The sequence below is a fragment of the Allobosea sp. 2KB_26 genome, from assembly GCF_052115715.1.
GTDB lineage: Bacteria > Pseudomonadota > Alphaproteobacteria > Rhizobiales > Beijerinckiaceae > Allobosea.
Window position 1 is genome coordinate 174,986 of sequence record NZ_JBFRHE010000010.1, and the last position, 20,846, is coordinate 195,831.

Genomic DNA, 20,846 nt, shown 5'->3' on the forward strand with positions numbered 1-20,846 from the left:
CGAAGCAGGGCTTGCATCATGTCGCCGGCTTCGTATTAAATCAACGGACTTGATTTAATCGAACGAGACAAAGCGGGGACGCCGGAACGGGGATGCGACGAATGCGGGGCTACGCGGGACTGACGATCGAGACGAAGCAGGCGCTCACGGCCTGGGCGTTCCTTGCCGTGCCGATCGTGTTCTTCGCCGTGATCCGATTCTATCCAGCGCTGGAATCGTTCGGCATCGCCTTCATGCAGTGGAACCTGCTCTCGAAACCGGTCTTCATCGGGTTCGACAATTTCCGGAAGATGCTGGGTGATCCGGTATTCTGGCTCGCCTTCAAGAACACGTTCATCTACCTCATGATCGGCACGCCGCTCAGCCTGCTGCTGTCCTTCGTCATTGCCTATTATCTCGACCAGGTCCGCTTCGCGCATGGCCTGATCCGGGCCTGCTATTTCATCCCGCACCTGACGACGACGGTCGCGATGGCCTGGGTCTGGCGCTGGTTCTACCAGCCGCCACCGATCGGGCTGCTCAACAACATGTTGAATTCGGTGGGCCTCGATGCCCAGCCCTTCCTGCGCTCGACGACGCAGGCGCTCTATGCGGTGCTGACACCGGCGATCTGGGCCGGGCTCGGCTTCCAGATCGTGCTGTTCATGGCGGGCTTACGCGCCATCCCGTCGAGCTATTACGAGGCGGCTCGGATCGACGGCGCGGGCAAATGGATGATCCTGCGCCAGATCACCCTGCCGCTGCTCAGGCCCACCATCGTCTTCCTGGTGGTGATCTCGTCGATCGGCTTCCTGCGCATCTTCGACACCGTCTACAACATGACCGACAACGGTGCCGGCGGACCGCTGAACAGCACCAAGCCTCTGGTCCTCTACATCTATGAGACCGCCTTCCGCTCCTATCAGATGGGCTATGCGGCGGCGCAGACATTGGTGCTGTTCGTGATCCTTCTGACGGTCAGCCTCGTCCAACTCTGGCTGATGCGGGAGAAATCATGAGCACGGCAACCTCCACCGCATCCCCGATGCCGAACTGGTGGCTGGGGCTCGCTGCTCGTCCCGGCCAGATGCTCGCCTGGACGCTGCTTGCCATGGGCGCCATCGCGATGATGATGCCGCTGGTCTATATGGTCGCAACCTCGCTGAAGCTCTCCAACGAGGTCTATGAACTCAACATCATCCCGCGCGAACCGACCTTCGAGAACTACATCTATATCTTCAAGAACACGCGCTTCGGCCTGTGGTTCGTCAATTCACTGGTGACGAGCCTCCTGGTCACCCTGTCGGTGCTCTTCTTCGACTCGCTGATCGGCTACACGCTCGCCAAGTTCAAGTTCCGCGGCCGTGAGGTGGTGTTCATCGCCATCCTGACGACGCTGATGATCCCGACCGAGATGCTGGTCGTGCCCTGGTATCTGATGGCCAAGAATTTCGGTTGGCTGAACAGCTATTGGGGCATCATGTTTCCCGGGCTGATGACCGGCTTCGGCGTCTTCCTGATGCGGCAGTTCTTCGCCGGAGTGCCCGACGACTATATTCATGCTGCGCGTATCGACGGGCTCGGCGAATTCGCGATCTGGTGGAAGGTGGCTATGCCGCTGGTGACACCGGCGCTGTCGGCCCTGGCGATCTTCACCTTCCTCGGCAATTGGACCGCCTTCCTCTGGCCTCTGATCGCCACCAATGACCGTGCGCTCTACACGCTGCCGGTCGGCCTTGCCTCCTTCTCCGGCGAGTTTCTGACCGATTGGGAGCTGATCATGGCCGGCGCCACCATCGCGACGCTGCCGACGCTGGTCGTCTTCGTCATCTTCCAGCGCTACATCATCCGCGGCGTCGTGCTCGCGGGCCTGAAAGGCTGATTCTCGCATGAACGCGCTTACGCCCGACGCCCATTCCGGCAGCGACGACCGCTTTCCGGCGCCGGTCTATGCCCGCACCGTGCTGGCACCGGGCTTTGCCCATAGCCAGACGCATCATCTCGCGCATCTCCTGCGCCTGCATCGTGCCCATGGCGTCATGCTGGCCGAGCAAAACCTGCTGACCCGCACCGAAGCAGCGGCGATCTTTGGCGCTCTCGACACCGTGGAGCGTGAGCTCACCGGAGCAGAGCCCGCCGCCTATACCGGAGAGCATGAGGACCTGTTCTTCTTCATCGAGACCAAGCTCGCGGCGCTGATCGGCAAGGATGTCGCCGGGCGCCTGCATACCGGGCGCTCGCGCAACGATATCGACCACACCCTGTTCAAGCTCGCGCTGCGCGAGCGGCTCGATGCGCTCGGCCTGCAGCTGCTCGACCTGATCGCAACGCTGATCCGGCGCTCGCGCGAGGAGGCCGGCACGCTGATCCTTGCCTATACCCACGGCCAGCCGGCCCAGCCTTCCACCTACGGCCACTATCTCGGCGCGGTCATCGAAGTGCTGCTGCGCGACGTGACCCGGCTGATGCAGGCGCGCGAGGTCGTCGACCTCAGCACGATGGGCGCGGCTGCCATCACGACGACCGGCTTCCCGCTCAACCGTGCCCGCGTCGCAGACCTGCTCGGCTTCCCCGATTTCCTACGCAACTCCTATGGCTGCATCGCCTCGAGCGACTATACCGCCGGCGTCTATTCGGCCCTGCGGGTGCTGGCGCTGAATCTCGGCCGTTTCGCGCAGGATCTCGCCTTCTGGACCTCGTTCGAGGTCGGGCAACTGCGCTTCTCCGACGGCTTCGTGCAGATATCCTCGATCATGCCGCAGAAGCGCAATCCGGTTCCCGTGGAGCATCTGCGCCTGATGGCCTCGCTCACCGCGGGCAAATGCGACGCGGTGCTGCTCGCCCTGCACAACACGCCTTTCACCGACATGAATGACAATGAGCACGAGGTGCACGGCCAGGGCTACGAAGCCTTCATCATGGCCGAGCGCGCACTCAGCCTTCTCGGCGGGGTCTTCTCATCCGCCAAGGTCGACGAGACGCGGGCGCGTGCGAATATCGAGGCCTCCTACGCCACGATCACCGAGCTCGCCGACACGCTGGTGCGCCGCGAAAAACTGCCCTTCGCCATCACGCATCATGTCGCCGCCGCGATGGCAAAGCACCTGCAGGCGACCCGGCAGACCCTCGGCACGGTGCCCTATGCCGAGTTCGTCGCCTTGTTCCGCAAGGTCACCGACCGCGACCCGGTGTTGACCGAGGCCGAATTCCGCGAGGCCGTGACGCCCGAGTATTTCGTCTCGGTGCGGACCCTGCCCGGCGGACCGGCCTCTGCCGCGATCGCCGAAAGCCTCTCCCTCTACGAGGCACAGGCTGCAGAGGCGCAGGAGTTGATTGCCCGTCACGCTGCGCGGGACGCCGCAGCGGGCAAGACGCTGTCCGGCGCCATTGCCTCATTCTCCGCGCCGAAGGGACTTTGAGCCGATGGCCAGCGTTTCGCTCAGCAAGGTCGTCAAGCGTTATGGCGATGTCGGCATTGTCCACGGCATCGACCTTGAGATCGCAAATGGCGAATTCATCGTCGTGGTCGGCCCTTCGGGATGTGGCAAGTCGACGACACTCAGGATGATCGCCGGGCTCGAGAGCCTCAGCGACGGCACGATCTCGATCGGCGGACGCGTCGTGAACACGCTGGAGCCCAAGGACCGGAACATCGCGATGGTGTTCCAGAACTATGCGCTCTACCCGCATATGACGGTGCACCGGAATATCGCCTTCGGCCTCTACGCCGCGAAACTGCCGAAGGCCGAGATCGACCGCAAGGTGCGCGAAGCAGCAGCTCTGCTCGGGCTGACCGACCTGCTCGAGCGCCGGCCGAATGCACTCTCCGGCGGCCAACGCCAGCGCGTCGCCATGGGCCGCGCCATCGTGCGCGATCCCACCGTCTTCCTGTTCGACGAACCGCTCTCCAATCTCGACGCCCAGCTGCGCGGCCAGATGCGCACCGAGATCAAGCGGCTGCACCAGTCGATCGGCACCACGATCGTCTATGTGACGCATGACCAGATCGAGGCGATGACACTCGCTGACAGAATCGTGATCATGCGCGACGGACGGATCGAGCAGGTCGGCACGCCGCTCGACGTGTTTCACACCCCTGCGAGCGCCTTTGTCGCCGGCTTCATCGGCACACCGACGATGAACCTGCTCGAGGTTTCGGTGGCCCAGCAGAACGGGGCTCCCGTACTGGCACTGGAGCCCGGCGGCGCGGCGCTCATCCTCGCTCCTGACGCGGCCGCGCGCCTCGGCAATCGCAACAAGGTTCTGATCGGCCTGCGGCCCGACAATCTCACGGTCGAGCCGATCGATGCACCCGACGCCAGCACCGCGGGGCGGCAGAAGCTCGATGCCACGGTGGTCGTAGCCGAACCGCTCGGCGTCACGACGCAGGTCATCGTCAAACTGGCCGGCCGCGAAGTGGTCGGCATGGCGGATGGCCGCTTCGTGCCCGCGGCTGGAGCCGCAGTGAAACTCGCATGCGATCTCGACCTCCTGCACCTGTTCGATGCGGAGACGCGCCTGCGCCTTCCCTAGAGCGTCGGACCGGACATCGTATCCGGCCCGATGCTCTAACCTCCTGTGTTTGCATCGGCTTTCCAGAAAACCGCACTCCACTTTTCGGAGCGATGCCAAGCAAGGTCAGGACGTGACCACGCCGCGTTCGAGTTGCGGGAGGAGATCCCAGATCCGGCGGTTCAGCGCATAAAGATTCTGCGTCGCCGCCGCGATCTCGTCGAGTCGTGCCTGGTCGACGGGGCGGCGGGTACCGAAACGCAACCTGCCCCGAGCCTCCTCCAGTTTCATGCTCTGTGTGTGTGTGATCGCCCCGCTCGCGTCGACGACGAAGGTGGCGTGGTTGAGATCATTGCGCAGTCGCGTTGCCGCTGAGAAGGCCTCGACAACCGTGTCGAGCTCGACACGCAGCGCCTTGTCCGTGATCCGGATCTTGGCGAGGCGCTGCGCCAGGTCGAGGCGCGCCCGCGTCGTATTGAGCGTGGAAAAGACGATCGCTGCGGCCGCCTCGTCGGTGTCCAGCAGCAGCATCAGCACATAGATGAACATGCTCTCATTGTTGGACCAGGCGAAATTGAGATCGCCTATCAGCGACAGAAAGGCTACCCTCTGCTCGCCTGAGCGTTGCGCGGCCTGTTCCAGCGCAGTGAAATCGGGACGGGGCGGCAGCGTGGATGGCCCGCTTTGGTTATGCCCAGGCATATCGTCCACCGCTCCTGAAGGCTCCGACACGGCAGAGCCAGCATGTTCGATCTTCTGAGAGCCCGACCGGCACGCAAGGCCGCATATTCCGTCCTCGAACCGTTCGTTCTGAAGACTTCCGCGAATGGCGCCGGCCTGCAAGCGGGCGACTGGCTCCAGCCACAGATTCTCGGCTTCCTGGCAACCCTGGTCACGCTGATCGTCGAACGCAAATGCGGCGAGCTGCGAACGCACGCACTCGCCTCGGCCCAGTCATCGGTTCTGAATGCTCTCACCGGGATCGGCCCGGAACTTGTCGGCGAGGAAATCTGTCTTCTGAGCAGCCGCCGCGACCCGGCCTTCACCGCGGGATCGATGGGAGCGCTCGCTTTTCTGGAAGCCTTGGATGCCGCTCGGCCATCGGGGGGCGAACTGGTAGGAATGGAGCCAGTCAGCGCACCGACCGGCGAAGCCGGGAGCAGAGCGCTGGACGAACTCTGGCACGACCATGTCGAACGTCATATGCGCAGAGGTCAGTTCTTGGCCTGAGAGACCGGCATGCCGAAACCGCCGAAGCCCGCAGCTCGGACGCGCGGCTGCGCCGGCTCGTCGTCGAGCAGGCCGAGTTCAAGTTGAACTTCCGTCAACGCCTCGCCGGCCTCTTCCAGCCGCTCCGGCCGGGTTGCAAGGAGCCGCCGCAGCGCCTGAATGAACAAGGTGTCCGTTTCCGCTGTTGCGATTCCCTCCAGCGCAGCCATAAAGCGTTCAAAACGCGCGACGCAACTCGCGCTGCCTGGGCCGCCATCGACTTGGCAGTCCAGGAACTCGCAGCGCATGACCATGTCGCCATGCTGCCATGGTGCGTAGCAGGCCACCTCCAGCGGAGAAACCGCAAGGCCGCCGACAATCTTCTGCTTCAGATGCCAGGCCGTTCGGACGGAAACTCCCAACGTTTGCGCCAGCCTTTGCGACCCCACCTTCTGCCGGGTTGCCGTCAGCAGGTAGAGGGCCTGGAGCCAGACATGCAGAGGCACATGGCTGTTGTGAAAGATCGTGCCGTTCCTGATCGTGAACGGCTTCCGGCAGGAATAGCATTTCCACGCGCCAATCGGGGTGCTCAGGCCGTTGAGCCGCCCCAGCCGGGCAGCCTCGCCGCAATGCGGGCAAACCGGCCCGGAGGGCCAGACCATTCGTTCGAGCGACAAATGGACGACGCGCTCGTTCTGCAAGCGGATGGCGTTCGGCATGGCGCACCTCCAACCCGAAAACATGGTCCCAGATGGGTAATTGAAAGTCAATAAAGTCTGAAAATGGGTAATAATTCGATACATTGACGCCGCAAGGGCATAGTTGGATGTTGGCCGCTCGGAAATAATGCACACAGCCCTTCAGTTGTCACATTATTTCTGAGATATTTATTGAATTAGGCAACAACAAGAAATTGTTTGCCAATGATAAATATTACATTTTATAACTTCAAGAAATATTCAGAATTTATACCTATTTATGAATATATGACTCATAAAATTATATGACTCAAAATCCATTTCGTACATTCTGGCCTGATATCGAACCAGCTTAATAATTCGGAAAAACTATTACTTATAGCAACCAATCAAATTCCGGAGATACAAACAATGACTTAATCTCATATTCGGTTTCGGCTGTCGCAGCACGAAATCATGAAGAACGTTCCTTGCGCAGATAAGCGGGACATTCATTCGATCTTAATTATCAATATCCCGCACTAATGGCATCCAACGCAAGTGGATCGACGCAGCGCAGAAGAGACGCGGCGATCAACGAGCGGAAGGGTGCCTTTCCTTTTTTTGACGGGAAAGCACCATGCCGAACAACAATTATCATCCGCAGGACCCGAGCCAGGATCAGGCGCAGGCCGAGCTTCAAGCCCAGCTGCAGGGGCAAGGCCAAGGTCAGGGGCAAGGTCAGGGGCAAGGTCAGGGCCAGGGACAAGGTCAGGCGCAGTACTCCGCGCAGGCCGTCGACACTTCCGTCTGGAATGACAACGGCAACCTGAATCTCAACGGAAACGGCAATCTGAACGCCAATGGCAACCTGAACGGCAACCTCAACTACAACGAGAACATCAACCACGTACAGACCACCGTCGATGTAAAGGTCGACCTGGATCTCAGCGGCGCCCTCGTGCCCCCCGTCGACAACCGGGTGATGGATATCGACTCGATTCACGACATCCACGACTCGATCGTGATGCCATCCGTCGTCACCCAGACGACGGATGACGGCAACAACTTCAATATTGCGCAGGTCAACAACCTCGCCGACAACGATAGCCTGTCCAGCCCGTCGGTGAACTTCAACTCGGGTGGGCTCGACCCGTCCTGCTATGGTCCTGGCCATATTCCGGAAGCGGTTGGCGATTTCTCCATGACCGCTACGGCAACGGGAGGCTCAGCGTCGTCGAGTTTCGGCGACATCCATGGTGGAAGCGACGGCTACTCCGGCATCGGCGCCGCTGCCGCCAACGTCGCCCTGACCCAGGAAGCCTTCACTCAGCACATCGCCATGGGTGCGAATGTCCAGTTCAACTCTGTCGATCACCTGACCGTCGCCGGTCACGACATCGGCACACTCTGAGCGTCCCAACGCTTGGAAGGCAAGCTACGCTCGGACGCGCGAGGTTCGCTCCCCGCGCGCTCCCTGCTCGGGGCCGGTGAGCCCCTGAGCCCACGCAATGCCGGGCGTCCTCTCGCCCGGCCTTGCCAGGCGATATTGCAGAGTGTGCCATGAACACTGGCGGCTTCACCGAAACGATCTGGCATTTTGCCGGCTATCTCCGCGTCTTCATTGACGAAATACGGGCGCGCGAAACATATGACGGCGAGGCGTCCCGGCTCCTGCCGGACGACGGCAGCGATCGCTTCTACGATCGGGCGACGCCCATCCCCTCCGATGAAACGGCTTCCCAACCGGTATTCTTTCAGGCGCGGAACGTCCCCGACGACGCCCCGGCCATTCACGGCCTGACGCCCCCACCCTTTACGCCGCCGGTCAAAATCATCCCGGCGAGCCACCCCTTTCCACATCGTCTCGACGCGCCCGACAGCGTCGATTACGACTATGGCTATACCGTCACCAGCCACAGGATCATCACTGTGGGCTATCAGAATGGCGGTACCGAGACATTGCTCTCGATCCACCAGGTCAACCAGGCGGACGACCGGGATCTGCTGACATCCGACGCGATCCGTTATCCTGACGGCACTCTCGTCGTGCCCCCCGAACTTCATCTCGACGGCGTCCTGAGCGACATGCTGCACCAGGCGCAGAGCGCTGTGCCCAGCGAGGTCGCGGCGCTTCAGGGCGGCACGACCCAGAGCGTGATCGCGGCTATCGAAAGTCGCGATACGCGCTGGGCCGAAACAGGGAGCCCCTATTCCGACGGCAGCCCTGTCCCGCATGCCATGGAAGGCAGAATCGTCGACGGCGCGCTCAACGCGAGCGATCCACCGGTGCCGAGCCTTGCCGAGGTCGCGCCTTGGCGCTTGGCCGAAGCCCCCGCCGACAGCATCACCAAATCCATTACAGCCGCCGAACCCACAGGCGGGGTCGCGGTCGTCTCGGAGACCGGACTAAACATGCTGGCAAATGCTGCGGTCATCGTCGACGCCAACGAAGCAACCGGCTCGATGATCGTGGGCGGCAATTATTTCTTCAGCCGCGGCATCGCGCAGGTGAATGTCCTCGTGGACAACGACCATGTCGACGTCGCCGTCGATGGCACGCTGACCCCTTTGGTTCAGAGCCATGGCAACCAAGTCCACAACATCGCGGAATTCGCGACGCATACGATGACGATCGCGCCAAACGGCGCCGCAGCGACCCCCTTCTGGTCGGTCGATGTCATGCCAGGAAGCTTCTATGATGTGAAATCCGTCATTCAGTTCAATGGACTGAACGATAGCGACAGGATCGTTCAGGCGGAGAACGGAACCTATTTCGACGTGAAGAGCGGCGAGAACGCCCAGCTCAATCTCGCTCAGATCACCGGCCTGGACAGCTACGACATCATCATCATTGGCGGCAACTATCACCGTGCCGACTGGATCTACCAGTACAATATCGTTCTGGACCCAGATAGCGCCAAGCTGTTTGCAACGGGCCACGGCAACGATTGTACCGTTGTCACCACAGGCTTCAACAACCTTACCAATCTCGCAGATATCACGACCTACGACAGCGTCGCATTCAAGCCGATGCAGCAGGTGCATTACGATCTTCTCGGCGCGCTTAATCAGCACTCCACGATTCTGACGCCGGACGCCGACTGGCAACTCAACGGCAACAGGTCCGGAACGCTGCACGTCCTCTACGTGCCGGGCGACTATTACGACGTGAACGTCATCACCCAGATCAATGTTCTGAACGACGCCGACCAGGTCATCCAGGCCAATGCTCAGCCCGGGACGACCCAAGGCGTCGCCGCCGGCGGTAACACGGTGCTCAATGAAGCGCATATCATTGATCCGGGCACGCTCTCGACCTCGAAATACCTGGGCGGCGACGCCTACGAGGAGAGCGTGCTGATCCAGACCAACATGATCACCGACACCGACAGGGTCACCATCCACGACACCCAGACATTGGTGCCCGAACTCGTCGCCTTCGCGCATGAGGTGGATTCGCACTCCGGATCGGACTCCTCCGTTTCGCGCCCAGTCATACCCGACCCGTCCCAGCACGATCACCTCACCTCCAACATCATGTCTTGAGGCCAGCACGCATCCGAGGGCTCTCCATGACCGACGAAGCCGTTCCCGCCACGCCATCGAACCGTCCAGACGAGATCAGGTTGCCCGGAACCACGCCGCTCGGGGCGACCGTTGGCAGGCCCCCGCTCACGCTGATCGCCAATTCAAACGACCGCCTGGCCGGCGAGGCCAGTCAGGCCTCACCAGGGCAAGCCCCGCTGCGCGCCGAGGCGAAGTACGGCGCTCCTCCCGCCGACGGCGTCCCCAATCTGCGACCGGTCGGAGGCGCCGGCAGCCCGCAAGGCACGACGACATCGAACGGCCCTGGGGGCGGCAAGGGCGGAACAGGTGGCGGCGGAGGGGGCGGTGGCAGCGGAGGCCGATCACCGCTCGAACAACGCCTCGGGGATCGCGATTTCCAGCAGGTCCTCGGCAAAGGGCTCGCGGAGGCGCGCCACAACTTGGTGATCGTCGCGATCTTTTCGATCGTCGTGAACACGCTGGTGCTGGCTGTCCCGATCTATCTGTTCCAGATGTCGGACAGGGTGCTGACCAGCCGCAGCCTCGATACGCTGGTGATGCTCTCGGTCATCGTGATGGTCGCGATCCTGGCTCATGTCCTGCTCGACATGATGCGCCGCTTCATCCTGATGCGGGTTGCCGTGGATGTCGAAAGCCGGCTCGGCGGCCCCGTTCTCAGCGCCGCGGCCAAGGCGGCCCAGGGCGGTTCGAACCGGGAGTTCCAGATCCTCGCCGATCTTCAGCAGATCCGGAGCTTCCTGACCGGGCCGGTCATCCTGACGATGCTCGATGCGCCGACCGCACCGATCTACCTGCTGGCGGTCTATCTGATCCACCCGCATCTCGGCTACATCGTCACGGTCGCCGCCATCGTCCTGTTCGTGGTCGCCTATTTCAACCAGAAGCTGACGGCCGTCCCCTTCGCAAGGTCGAGCGCGTTTGCAACGCGCGCCAATCTTCAGTCGGAAGCGATGTCGCGAAACTCGCAGGTCATCAACGCCATGGGCATGATCCCGGAGGGCGTGCTGATCTGGGGCCGCGAGACCGCGGAATCCCTGAAAGCGCAGGTCAGCGCCCAGGATCGCAACATCATGATGACCGGGTTGTCGAAATTCTTCCGGCTCGGCACGCAGATCGCCATGCTCGGCTGGGGTGCCTGGCTGTCCCTGGAAGGATCCCTCACCGGCGGCATGGTCATCGCGTCATCAGTGGTTGCAGGCCGCGCGCTGGCCCCGCTTGAAGGCACGATCGAAGGCTGGCGCAGCTTCATCCACGCCCGTGCCGCCTATTCCCGGGTTCAGGCTCTGCTGCAGGCCTCGCCGCTCAATCTCGATAGGCTGAAGTTGCCGAACCCCAAGGGCCGCCTCGATGTCGAGCGCATCCTCTATGTGCCGCCACCGAACAAGAAGGTCATCCTGAACGGCATCAGCTTCAGCCTCGAACCCGGCGACTCGCTTGCCATCGTCGGCGCCTCCGGCAGCGGCAAGTCGACGCTCGCGCGCATGCTGGTCGGCTCGATCACGCCAACGGCCGGTACGGTGCGGCTCGACCGGATGGAGCAGCGTAACTGGGACCCGCGGCAGTTCGGCGAGAATGTCGGCTATCTCCCGCAGGATACGCAGCTCTTCCCGGCATCCATCAAGGCCAATATCGCCAGGATGCGGGACGACGCGAGGGACGAGGATGTGTACGAGGCCGCCGAGATCGCCGACATCCACGAAATGGTCGCGCAGTTCGTCCATGGCTACGAGACGCAGATCGGCATCGATGGCAGCCCGCTCTCCGGCGGCCAGAAGCAGCGGCTCGGGCTCGCCCGTGCCTTCTTCGGCAATCCGAGACTGGTCGTTCTCGACGAGCCCAACTCCAATCTCGACACGATCGGCGAGGCCGCGCTGGCGCGAGCCTTCGAGCGTGCCAAGGCGCGAGGCATGACGGTCGTGGCAGTGACACAGCGGCCGGCCCTGCTGCGTAGCGTCGACAAGATCATGATGATCAAGGATGGCGCGGTCCAGGCGATCGGCGCACGCGACGAGATCCTGCCCCTGATCGTCGGGCAGCGGAACATCGACAGCACGCCAAGGCCGAACTGAGGTTCTGCGCGCCGCGCCCCCCGGGGGACGGGCAGTCAGGCGTATTGCAAGGGTGGAGAGACGCACGATGACCGCAATGATCGCAGTTCAGCCCTGGTATGGCGACGTCCCGCGCAACACCCGCTGGGCGAAACTCAGCGGCATCGTCATCATGCTGATGACGATCATGGGCTTCGGCGTCTGGGGCAATACCGCACCGATCTCAGGCGCCGTGATCGCGCCGGGTGTCTTCGTGACCACGGGACAGAACAAGACGATCCAGCATCTCGAAGGCGGCGTGATCCGCGAGATCATGGTGCGAGAGGGCGACGTCGTCCTGCCCGGCCAGCTGCTCGTGCAGCTCGACGACACCTCTTCCCGGGCGGAACTCCGCCGGCACCTGCTCAAGCAGATGCGGCTGGAGGCGGTCGAAGCGCGGCTGAACACCGAGGCGGCCGGTCGGTCTCAACTGGTATTTCCCCCCCACCTCATTGCCAGCAGCACCGACCCCGATGTCGCCGCGATGCTCCAGGCGCAGTCGGCGACTTTCATTGCCCGCCAGAACAACATCTCGAATGACATTTCGGCCCAGCAAAAGGGCATCGACGGGCTCGAGGAGAGAATCGCAGGCAGCAAGGCCCAGCTTGCCGCCGTCGCCCAGCAGAGCGAACTCCTCAAGGAAGAGCTCGCTGGCAAACAGGCCCTGCTGGACCGTGGCTATATCCGCAAGCCCGACGTCCTCGCGCTTCAGCGCAACGCCGCCAATCTACGCGGCGAGGCCGGCCGGATCACCGGGGACATCGGCGACGCGCGGGAGCGCATCGCTCGCGCCGTCGAGCAGATCGATGGTGTCAGAAAGAACGCGATCAAGGCCGCATCGGAGCAGTTGCAGGACGTCAGCGCCGATCTGAACGATGTCCGAGAACGCATACACACGGTGAAGGGGGTTCTCGACCGCGCCAGGATCGTCACTCCGGTCAAGGGAACCGTGGTCAAGCTGCGCTACCACTCGGCCGGCGGCGTCATCGAGGCGGGCAAGAGCATCATGGAAATCGTCTCGCTGCAGGAAGAGCTTGTCATCGAGACGCATGTCCGTCCCCAGGATATCGACAAGATCAAACACAGTCAGGTCGCAACCATCCGCCTCAGCGCCCTCAATCAGCGCACGACGCCGATGATCAACGGCAAGGTGATCTATATTTCAGCCGACGCCCTGCCGGATGAAAGGCAGCGCGGCTACCCGAATACGTCCGATCTCTATGTCGTACGGGTCCGCCTCGACAACAACAGCGCCGCCGCAATCCACGATTTCCAGCCGACGGCCGGCATGCCCGCAGAGGTCTACATCCAGACGAAGGAACGGACCTTCTTCGAATATCTGATGCAGCCGCTGAAGGACAGCATGGCGCGCGCTTTCCGGGAAACCTGAACCGCCGATGGGGGGCGGGCGCCCTGCGGGGCGCCCGCCATGTCCGGTTTCAGGCGTGATGCCGCACCCTGCCGCGAGAGCCTGCCCGAACAGCGCCTTGCCGGACGGGAGCATCGGCGAGATCCTCCAGAATCGGGCAATCGGGGCGACCGTCGCCGTGGCAATGATGCGCCAAATGGCCGAGCGTCTTCACCATCGCCTGAAGCTCGCCGATCCGCGCCTCGAGCTCGCCGATATGGCGCAGGGCAAACGCCTTCACATCGGCACTGGCCCGGCTCTTGTCGCGCCAGAGCGCCAGGAGTTCACGCGTCTCCTCAATCGAGAAGCCGAGATTCCGGGCGCGCTTGACGAAGCGCAAGGTGTGGACGTCGTCGCCGGCATAGACGCGATAACCGGCCTCGGTGCGCACCGGAGCCTCGATCAGCCCGATGCTCTCGTAGTAGCGGATCATCTTTGCGCTGACACCCGAGGCTGTTGCCGCTTGTCCGATGTTCATCTCTCATGTTCCTCCTACAGTCTCACCCCGCCAACGCGAGCCTGGCGGCGCGCTGGTCCTGCAACGGGGCCGGCGCGCGAGCGCGGAACCGCTTCAGGCGCAGCGCATTGGTCAGGACGCTGACGCTCGACAGCGCCATGGCCAGTCCGGCGAACATCGGCGACATCAGGATGCCGAAGCTCGGATAGAGCGCGCCGGCAGCCACCGGGATCAACAGGGCATTGTAACCGAAGGCCCAGATCAGGTTCTGGCGGATATTGGCGATCGTCGCCTGTGACAGCGCGATCGCATTGGCGACACCATTCAGGTCGCCCGACATCAACACGACATCAGCACTCTCAATGGCGATGTCCGTGCCGGTGCCGATGGCGATGCCGACATCGGCCTTGGCCAGGGCGGGCGCGTCGTTGATGCCATCCCCGACGAAGGCGACCTTGGCGCCACCGGCCTGGAGGCCGGCCACCACCTCGGCCTTGCCGGTCGGCAAGACCTCGGCCACGACCTCGTCGATGCCAAGCCTCGCAGCAATCGCTTCAGCCGTACGCCGGTTGTCGCCGGTAATCATCACGACGCGCAGGCCGAGCCGATGCAGCGACGCGATAGCCTCGGGGGTCGTGGCCTTGACCGGATCGGCAACCGCGATGATGCCAGCGAGCCTGCCGTCGATCGCCGCATAGAGCGGCGTCTTGCCGGCATCGCCCAGGCGGCCTGCCGCCTCCGTGAAGGGCGATAGGTCGAGCCCGAGACGCCGCATCAGCCGGTCGGCACCGATCTCGATCGTCCGGCCTTCGACGACGGCCTTGACGCCGAAGCCCGGTTCGCCCGCGAACTCCGACACCTCTGCGAGGGCGAGGCCGCGCTGGCGGGCAGCACCAACGATTGCTTCCGCAATCGGATGCTCCGAGCGAGCCTCGACCGAGGCGACCAGCCGCAGCACCTGGGCCTCCTCGAAGCCCTCGGCGGTGACGAGATCGGTCAGCTCCGGCTTGCCCTTGGTCAGGGTTCCGGTCTTGTCGAGCGCCACGATCTTCGCATCCTTCAGACCCTGGAGCGCATCGCCCTGGCGGAACAGGATGCCGAGCTCGGCGCCCTTGCCGGTGCCGACCATGATCGAGGTCGGTGTCGCCAATCCCATCGCGCAGGGGCAGGCGATGATCAGCACGGCGACCGCGTTGACGAGAGCATAGGAGAAGGCGGGGCTGGGGCCGAAAGCGAACCAGGCCGCGAAGGTCACAAGCGCGAGCGCCATCACGGCCGGGACGAACCACATCGTCACCTTGTCGACCATGGCCTGGATCGGCAGCTTCGAGCCCTGCGCCGCCTCGACGGTGCGGACGATCTGCGAGAGCAGCGTGTCGGCGCCAACCTTGGTGGCGGTGAAACGGAAGGCGCCCGTGCCGTTGATCGTGCCACCGGTCACAGCCGCTCCCGCTTCCTTGCGGGCGGGCACCGGCTCACCGGTGATCATCGCCTCGTCGACATAGGACACGCCGTCGAGAACCTCACCATCGACCGGGATGCGCTCCCCCGGACGCACAATGACGACATCGCCCGGAACAACGCTCTCGATCCCGACATCGGCCTCGACGCCGTCGCGCAGGACACGCGCCGACTTCGCCTGCAGCGACATCAGTCGCCGGATCGCTTCGCTGGTGCGACCCTTGGCTCTGGCCTCGAACCAGCGTCCGGTCAGGACGAGCGTGACGATGACCGCACCGGCCTCGAAATAGGTGTAGTCCGTGCCGTCAGGCAGGAACTCCGGCGCGAAGGTCGCCACCGTCGAGTACAGATAGGCCGCGCTGGTACCGAGCATGACCAGTGAATTCATGTCCGGCGCGCCACGCAGCAAGGCCGGCCACCCCTTCTTCAGGAAGCGCAGGCCCGGCCCGAACTGGACGAATGTCGCGAGCAGGAAGGACAGGAGCTTGATGTTGAACTCGCCGACACGCCCGGCGAGAAAATGGTGCAGGGGCTCGTACATATGCGAGCCCATCTCGAAGACGAGCAGCGGGATCGTCGCGACTGCAGCAATGATGACCGCGCGCTTCAAACCCGCCTGCTCCGCCTCGCGCGCCTGCTGCTCGCGATCCGAGGCTCCGGCATCGATGCTCGCCGCTTCGGCGGAATAGCCCGCCCCTGCGACGGCAGCGACGAGTTGCTGCATCTGGTCCGCACCGCCGAGAGCCCGCACGGTGGCACGCTCGGTCGTGAGATTCACGGTCGCGTCGAGCACGCCCGGCACCGCCTTGAGCGCCCGCTCGACACGGCCGACGCAGGACGCGCAGGTCATGCCGGAGATCTTCAGCTCGACGATGCGCTCGGTGGGCTCGTAGCCGGCGCCGCGGATCGCGGCCGCAATCGCGCCGGCATCGCTACCGCCGGAAGACAGGGTCACGCGCGCTCGTTCGGTCGCGAGGTTGACTGCGACTGAGCCGACGCCGTCGACGGCCTTCACGGCGCGTTCGACGCGCCCGACACAGGAAGCACATGTCATCCCGCCGATCTCGATCTCAAATTCTCTAACGGGGCTTCCCGCTGTCCGTGCCATCGCCATGGCTTGATCTCCGCATGTTGATGGCGAGGGGTATGATCCTTCCCATGATGGGAAGGTCAAGGCCAATTTTCAACACTCCACGAGATGGCCGGAGCCTCCCTGCGATGTGCGTCGGCATCCCGCAGAAGGCGCTTGACCTTCCCATCACGGGAAGCTTTAGGCTCCCTTCATACCCCTCGGAAAGGACACAGCACGATGTGCGGATGCCAGAGCCATAGCGAGAAGACGACACCTCGGACTCAGACACAGCCTCAGGGCGCGGGAACACTCAGCTTCCGCGTCGAGGACATGACCTGCGGGCATTGCGCCGGTACGATCACCAAGGCGATCGAAATCGGCCTTCCCGGAACCCGCGTCCAGACCGACCCGGCCTCGAAATTGGTCAGCGTCCAGGGCACCAGCGACCGCGCCGCCATCGCGGCGATCGTCACGGCGGCCGGCTACACGCCGCGGCCCGTTACCGCCTGATCCGACATCCTGCGCCTGGTCAGCTATAGGCCAGGCGCAACCCCGCCTCGTGGCAGCAAGCCTTCAGGCTGGTGAGGATCGCCTTCTCATCGGTCTGCACGCCATGGCGCTGCAGGCATGGCACCAGGATCGCCGCCTGCGCATAACCCGCCGGTCCGATGACCGGGCAGGCGATATCGGTAACCGCCAGAATGTCGCGGCTTGGTGCGATCTGGTGTCCCTGCTCCCTGATCATCTCGAAGATGGCCGCAACGCCGGTGCTCTCAAGCCGCGCCCGCGCCTCATTATCGGCATCCTTCATCAGGGTCAGACGCCGTGCCCGTGTCTGGAACGCCAGGATGAGCAATCCGGAATTGGCTTCCAGTGCCGGCCTGCCATAGCCCGGCCGCACGGTAACCGTCGCGTCAAGATGTCCGGAGGTGGTCGCGAGCACCACCGTTTGCGCACGGCTCAGCACGACGAGATGAGCCGCCTGCCCGCTCTCCTCGCTGAAGCGCTCCATCAGGGGCAGTACGACCGAGGTCAGCTGCCGCCCGCTCGGCGTCCTGATGCCGAGATCGAACAATCGTCGCGACAGTGCGAGCCTGTCCGTTCCCGCCTCCCGCACCAGATATCTGCGCTGCTGCAGCACAAAGACCATGCGGAAGATCTCGCTCTTCGAGCGCTCCAATCGCTCGGCAATGGTGCGGGTCGAAAGCGGCTCGCCGACATCCGCCAGCAGCTCGAGAATATCCAACCCCTTCTCCAGAGCCGGAGCGGAATAGGAGGCCTTCTCGCCGTCATCTGTTTCCGGAAGGTCAGGCATGCTGCCTCGTTTCATATGTGAAGCTTGACATCAAATAAGAAGCCAACCTAGCCTCTTGTAAAGGGGAGGCTCAATGACACCATCGCTGATCACTCTGTCGGTTTGTTGTGGGCGGGCCGTCACGCCGCCTGCGGCCATGGCGGTCTGAGCGCGATGAGGTACGGCCTGCAGTTTCGGGACGTGTTTGCGGCGTGGGAGTCGATCCTCGACGGCGTCTGGATCACGCTTCTGCTCTCCGCCTGCGCGATGCTCGGCGGCCTCGTCATCGGCGTCGCCTGTGCTGCGGCGCGTGTCTATGGCCCGGGCTGGCTGAAGCGGATTGTCGGTGGCTATGTCGAGGTGATCCGCAACACGCCGCTGCTGGTCCAGCTATTCCTGATCTTCTTCGGCCTGCCGGGCTTCGGCCTCCGGCTCGACGGCCTGACGGCGGCGATCATCGCGCTCGTCATCAATCTCGGCGCCTATACCACCGAGATCGTCCGGGCCGGACTGGAAGCGGTGCCGAAGGCCCAGACCGAGGCCGGCCACTCGCTCGGCCTCTCCGGCCTGCAGGTCTTCCGCTACATCGTGATGTTCCCGGCGCTGAAATCGATGTTCCCCGCGCTCGCCAGCCAATTCGTGCTGCTGATGCTGGCGACGAGCGTGGTCTCGCAGATTTCGGTCGAGGACCTGTTCCACGCGGCCTCGATCGTGCAGTCGCGCACCTTCCGCGACTTCGAAGTCTACACCGTGATCGGCGTGCTCTATCTCGGCCTCGCGCTGGCCTTCCGCGGCCTCTTTGCCGGCATCTATTACTGGGCGTTCGTCAGGCGATGATCCGTTCCTTCGGCCTGATCGATGTGATGTACCTGGTCGCGGCGGCGCGCTGGACCGTGGCCTTGACCGTCACCGCCTTCACCGGAGCCGCGCTGCTCGGTCTGGTCATCGCCGTCGTCCGCATCCTGCCCTTCGCGCCGCTGCGCTGGCTGGCAGCCGGCTATACCCATATCGTCCAGGGCACGCCGCTGCTGGTCTGGCTGTTCCTCATCTTCTTCGGCCTGCCGCTGATCGGCATCTCGGTCAATCCGTGGTTCGCAGCCGCCGTCGCCTTCTCGGTCTATGGGAGCGCCTTCCTCGGCGAGATCTGGCGCGGCGCGCTGATCTCGATCGCCAAGACGCAATGGGAGGCCGGCGCCTCGCTCGGCCTGTCGCTCTGGGAGCAGTTGCGCCACATCATCGTGCCGCAGTCGATCCGCGTCGCAATCCCGCCCACCGTCGGCTTCCTCGTCCAGCTCATCAAGAACACCTCGCTGGCCGCGACGATCGGGCTCGTCGAACTGACCCGCGAGGGCCAGCTCACCGCCGCCGGCACCTACAAGCCTTTTGCCGTCTACATCACCGTCGCCTGCATCTATTTCCTGATGTGCTTCCCCCTCACGCAATGGAGCCGCTCGCTCGAGCGGAAGCTCGATGTCGCTCGTTGAAATCAAGGGGATCAGCAAGAGCTATGGCGCGGTCCAGGTTCTGAAGAACGTCTCGCTGGACGTAGCCAAGGGGGAGATCATCGCCGTGATCGGGCGCTCGGGCTCGGGCAAGAGCACCATGCTGCGCTGCATCAACGGCCTCGAGCCGATTCAGGGCGGTTCGATCCTGGTCGACGGCGTGCAGGTGAACGATCCCAGGACCAACCTGCGCAAGCTCAGGCAGGAGGTCGGCATCGTCTTCCAGAGCTTCAACCTGTTCCCGCATCTCTCGGTCTGCGACAACATCACACTCGCGCCGCGGGTCGTGAAGAAGCAGGCGCCGGACGCAGCCCGCGAGATCGCCCGCGACGTGCTGCGCCGCGTCGGGCTGGAGGACAAGCTCGACGCCTTCCCGTCCCAGCTTTCCGGCGGCCAGCAGCAGCGCGTCGCCATCGCCCGTTCGCTCGCGATGCAGCCCAAGCTGATGCTGTTCGACGAGGTCACCTCGGCGCTCGATCCCGAGCTCACCGGCGAGGTGCTGAAGGTGCTCGAATCGGTAGCGCAGGACGGCATGACCATGATCCTCGTCACGCATGAGATGGGCTTTGCCCGCCGCTTCGGCTCGCGCGTCGTCTTCATGCACGAGGGCCGCATTCACGAAGAAGGCCAGGCCGCGGCGGTGCTCGCCGAGCCGAAGACGCCCGAACTGCAGACCTTCCTCAGCGCGGTCCTGCACTGAGGAGGCCGATCGACACCAACAGCACAACGAGGGGAGACGAAACATGCGTTCGCTATTTGCAGGTTTGGCTGCACTGACTGTTGCCGTCTTTGGCGGAGCCGAAGCCCGGGCCGACAAGCTCCAGGACATCCTGTCCAAGGGCGTGGTACGCATCGGCGTGCCGCTCGACGCCCCGCCCTTCGGCGCCCAGGACGAGAACCGCAAGCCGATCGGCTTCGACATCGAGATGGCCGAGATGGTCGCCAAGGGGCTCGGGGTGAAGCTCGAGATGCAGCAGATCACCGGCGCCAACCGGATTCCGTTCCTGCTCACCGACAAGGTCGATATCGTGATCTCGGTGATGGGGCTGACGCCGGAACGCGCCAAGCAGATCCAGTTCACTGCGCCCTATGCCAACACCTTCCTGGCCGTCTATGGCGCCAAGGCCTCCGCGGTCAGCAGCCCCGAGACCATCGGCTCCGCCCGCGTCGCCGCTGCCAAGGGCACGACGCAGGAGCTGGCGATCTCGGCAACCGCCCCCAAGGCGAGCCTGATGCGCACCGAGGACGATGCCACGGCCGCGGCAGCCTATATCACCGGCCAGGCCGACCTGCTCGCCACCAACAGCATCGTCGCGCAGGCGCTGGCCAAGCAGAACCCGAACAAGGAATTCGAGCGCAAATTCGTCATCCGCCGCAGTCCGGCGCATATGGGCGTGCAGATGGATCAGCATAATCTCGTGCGCTGGCTCGACGGCTTCATCTTCTTCAATGCGATGAATGGCGAGCTCGACCGGCTGCATCGCAAGTATTTGGACATGCCGATGGACCCACTTCCGACGCTCTGAGCGACGCCAGACATCAGCCGGGCGCAGGCCGCGCCCGGCATTTTCCCTTCAGACTGCGCCACCGGGCCGGATTGCCGCCCGCCAGCCTCGGC

General features: G+C 63.5%; 19 protein-coding genes. 14 read left to right on the forward strand and 5 right to left on the reverse strand.

Annotation, left to right across the window (positions count from 1 at the left end; genetic code table 11):
- Positions 1–101 precede the first annotated feature (101 nt).
- Genes AB4099_RS23985 through AB4099_RS24000 form a run of 4 tightly spaced genes read left to right on the forward strand, consistent with a single transcriptional unit; the run spans position 102 to position 4,512 of the window.
- Positions 102–998 carry a carbohydrate ABC transporter permease gene (locus AB4099_RS23985; RefSeq protein WP_441479875.1) on the forward strand — a complete coding sequence of 299 codons (897 nt, stop codon included), beginning with the start codon at positions 102–104 and terminating at the stop codon, positions 996–998.
- A complete protein-coding gene (locus tag AB4099_RS23990) occupies positions 995–1,861 on the forward strand; it encodes a carbohydrate ABC transporter permease (protein ID WP_113518754.1) in 867 nt (288 codons plus the stop codon). The genes AB4099_RS23985 and AB4099_RS23990 overlap by 4 nt, the downstream gene beginning before the upstream one ends.
- 7 nt (positions 1,862–1,868) lie before the next feature.
- The gene (gene argH, locus AB4099_RS23995) at positions 1,869–3,398 is read left to right on the forward strand and encodes an argininosuccinate lyase (RefSeq protein ID WP_113518755.1); all 1,530 of its coding nucleotides are present in this window, start codon (positions 1,869–1,871) and stop codon (positions 3,396–3,398) included.
- A 4-nt stretch (positions 3,399–3,402) separates the two neighbouring features.
- Positions 3,403–4,512, forward strand: coding sequence for an ABC transporter ATP-binding protein (locus tag AB4099_RS24000; protein WP_113518756.1), 1,110 nt, complete (start codon positions 3,403–3,405; stop codon positions 4,510–4,512).
- 105 nt (positions 4,513–4,617) lie between these two features.
- Here the strand turns inward: AB4099_RS24000 and AB4099_RS24005 are convergent, their stop codons facing one another.
- The gene (locus AB4099_RS24005) at positions 4,618–5,193 is read right to left on the reverse strand and encodes a hypothetical protein (protein ID WP_441479876.1); all 576 of its coding nucleotides are present in this window, start codon (positions 5,191–5,193) and stop codon (positions 4,618–4,620) included.
- A 42-nt stretch (positions 5,194–5,235) separates the two neighbouring features.
- Between AB4099_RS24005 and AB4099_RS24010 the strand changes: the two genes are divergently transcribed.
- Positions 5,236–5,721 (forward strand): hypothetical protein, encoded by a 486-nt coding sequence (locus tag AB4099_RS24010; protein ID WP_113518758.1) that lies wholly within the window; start codon positions 5,236–5,238, stop codon positions 5,719–5,721.
- On the opposite strand, the gene AB4099_RS24015 is transcribed toward AB4099_RS24010, so the two are convergent.
- Entirely contained in the window at positions 5,706–6,554 is an 849-nt protein-coding gene (locus AB4099_RS24015; RefSeq protein WP_162768482.1) for a transposase, read from the reverse strand. The two genes, AB4099_RS24010 and AB4099_RS24015, sit on opposite strands and share 16 nt — an antisense overlap.
- A gap of 463 nt (positions 6,555–7,017) precedes the next feature.
- Between AB4099_RS24015 and AB4099_RS24020 the strand changes: the two genes are divergently transcribed.
- The 4 genes from AB4099_RS24020 (at position 7,018) to AB4099_RS24035 (ending at position 13,424) form a co-directional block, all read left to right on the forward strand.
- Positions 7,018–7,791: a hypothetical protein gene (locus AB4099_RS24020; RefSeq protein ID WP_441479877.1), complete on the forward strand. Its 774-nt coding sequence runs from the start codon at positions 7,018–7,020 to the stop codon at positions 7,789–7,791.
- A gap of 149 nt (positions 7,792–7,940) precedes the next feature.
- A complete protein-coding gene (locus tag AB4099_RS24025; RefSeq protein ID WP_441479878.1) occupies positions 7,941–9,926 on the forward strand; it encodes a hypothetical protein in 1,986 nt (661 codons plus the stop codon).
- Between the two features lie 26 nt (positions 9,927–9,952).
- Positions 9,953–12,016 carry a type I secretion system permease/ATPase gene (locus AB4099_RS24030; protein WP_441479879.1) on the forward strand — a complete coding sequence of 688 codons (2,064 nt, stop codon included), beginning with the start codon at positions 9,953–9,955 and terminating at the stop codon, positions 12,014–12,016.
- A gap of 67 nt (positions 12,017–12,083) precedes the next feature.
- Entirely contained in the window at positions 12,084–13,424 is a 1,341-nt protein-coding gene (locus AB4099_RS24035; RefSeq protein ID WP_113519320.1) for an HlyD family type I secretion periplasmic adaptor subunit, read from the forward strand.
- 49 nt (positions 13,425–13,473) lie between these two features.
- Here the strand turns inward: AB4099_RS24035 and cueR are convergent, their stop codons facing one another.
- Both cueR and AB4099_RS24045 read right to left on the reverse strand, forming a co-directional pair.
- Positions 13,474–13,920: a Cu(I)-responsive transcriptional regulator gene (cueR, locus tag AB4099_RS24040; protein WP_113519321.1), complete on the reverse strand. Its 447-nt coding sequence runs from the start codon at positions 13,918–13,920 to the stop codon at positions 13,474–13,476.
- Between the two features lie 22 nt (positions 13,921–13,942).
- Positions 13,943–16,468: a heavy metal translocating P-type ATPase gene (locus tag AB4099_RS24045; RefSeq protein WP_113519328.1), complete on the reverse strand. Its 2,526-nt coding sequence runs from the start codon at positions 16,466–16,468 to the stop codon at positions 13,943–13,945.
- A 201-nt stretch (positions 16,469–16,669) separates the two neighbouring features.
- On the opposite strand from AB4099_RS24045, the gene AB4099_RS24050 reads away from it, so the two are divergent.
- The gene (locus tag AB4099_RS24050; RefSeq protein ID WP_113519322.1) at positions 16,670–16,942 is read left to right on the forward strand and encodes a heavy-metal-associated domain-containing protein; all 273 of its coding nucleotides are present in this window, start codon (positions 16,670–16,672) and stop codon (positions 16,940–16,942) included.
- Positions 16,943–16,961: 19 nt separating this feature from the next.
- Here the strand turns inward: AB4099_RS24050 and AB4099_RS24055 are convergent, their stop codons facing one another.
- Positions 16,962–17,747: an IclR family transcriptional regulator gene (locus AB4099_RS24055; protein WP_441479880.1), complete on the reverse strand. Its 786-nt coding sequence runs from the start codon at positions 17,745–17,747 to the stop codon at positions 16,962–16,964.
- Positions 17,748–17,900: 153 nt separating this feature from the next.
- Here AB4099_RS24055 and AB4099_RS24060 point away from each other — a divergent pair, with 153 nt between their 5' ends.
- From AB4099_RS24060 to AB4099_RS24075, 4 genes are read left to right on the forward strand one after another with little or no spacing between them, the layout of a single operon-like run.
- On the forward strand, positions 17,901–18,563 hold the full coding sequence (locus AB4099_RS24060; RefSeq protein ID WP_113519324.1) for an amino acid ABC transporter permease: 663 nt from the start codon (positions 17,901–17,903) through the stop codon (positions 18,561–18,563).
- Positions 18,560–19,210 carry an amino acid ABC transporter permease gene (locus AB4099_RS24065; protein ID WP_069877846.1) on the forward strand — a complete coding sequence of 217 codons (651 nt, stop codon included), beginning with the start codon at positions 18,560–18,562 and terminating at the stop codon, positions 19,208–19,210. Before AB4099_RS24060 ends, AB4099_RS24065 begins: the two co-directional genes overlap by 4 nt.
- Positions 19,197–19,928, forward strand: coding sequence for an amino acid ABC transporter ATP-binding protein (locus tag AB4099_RS24070; RefSeq protein ID WP_113519325.1), 732 nt, complete (start codon positions 19,197–19,199; stop codon positions 19,926–19,928). The genes AB4099_RS24065 and AB4099_RS24070 overlap by 14 nt, the downstream gene beginning before the upstream one ends.
- Before the next feature lie 43 nt (positions 19,929–19,971).
- Positions 19,972–20,754 carry a transporter substrate-binding domain-containing protein gene (locus AB4099_RS24075; protein ID WP_113519326.1) on the forward strand — a complete coding sequence of 261 codons (783 nt, stop codon included), beginning with the start codon at positions 19,972–19,974 and terminating at the stop codon, positions 20,752–20,754.
- Positions 20,755–20,846: the final 92 nt, after the last annotated feature.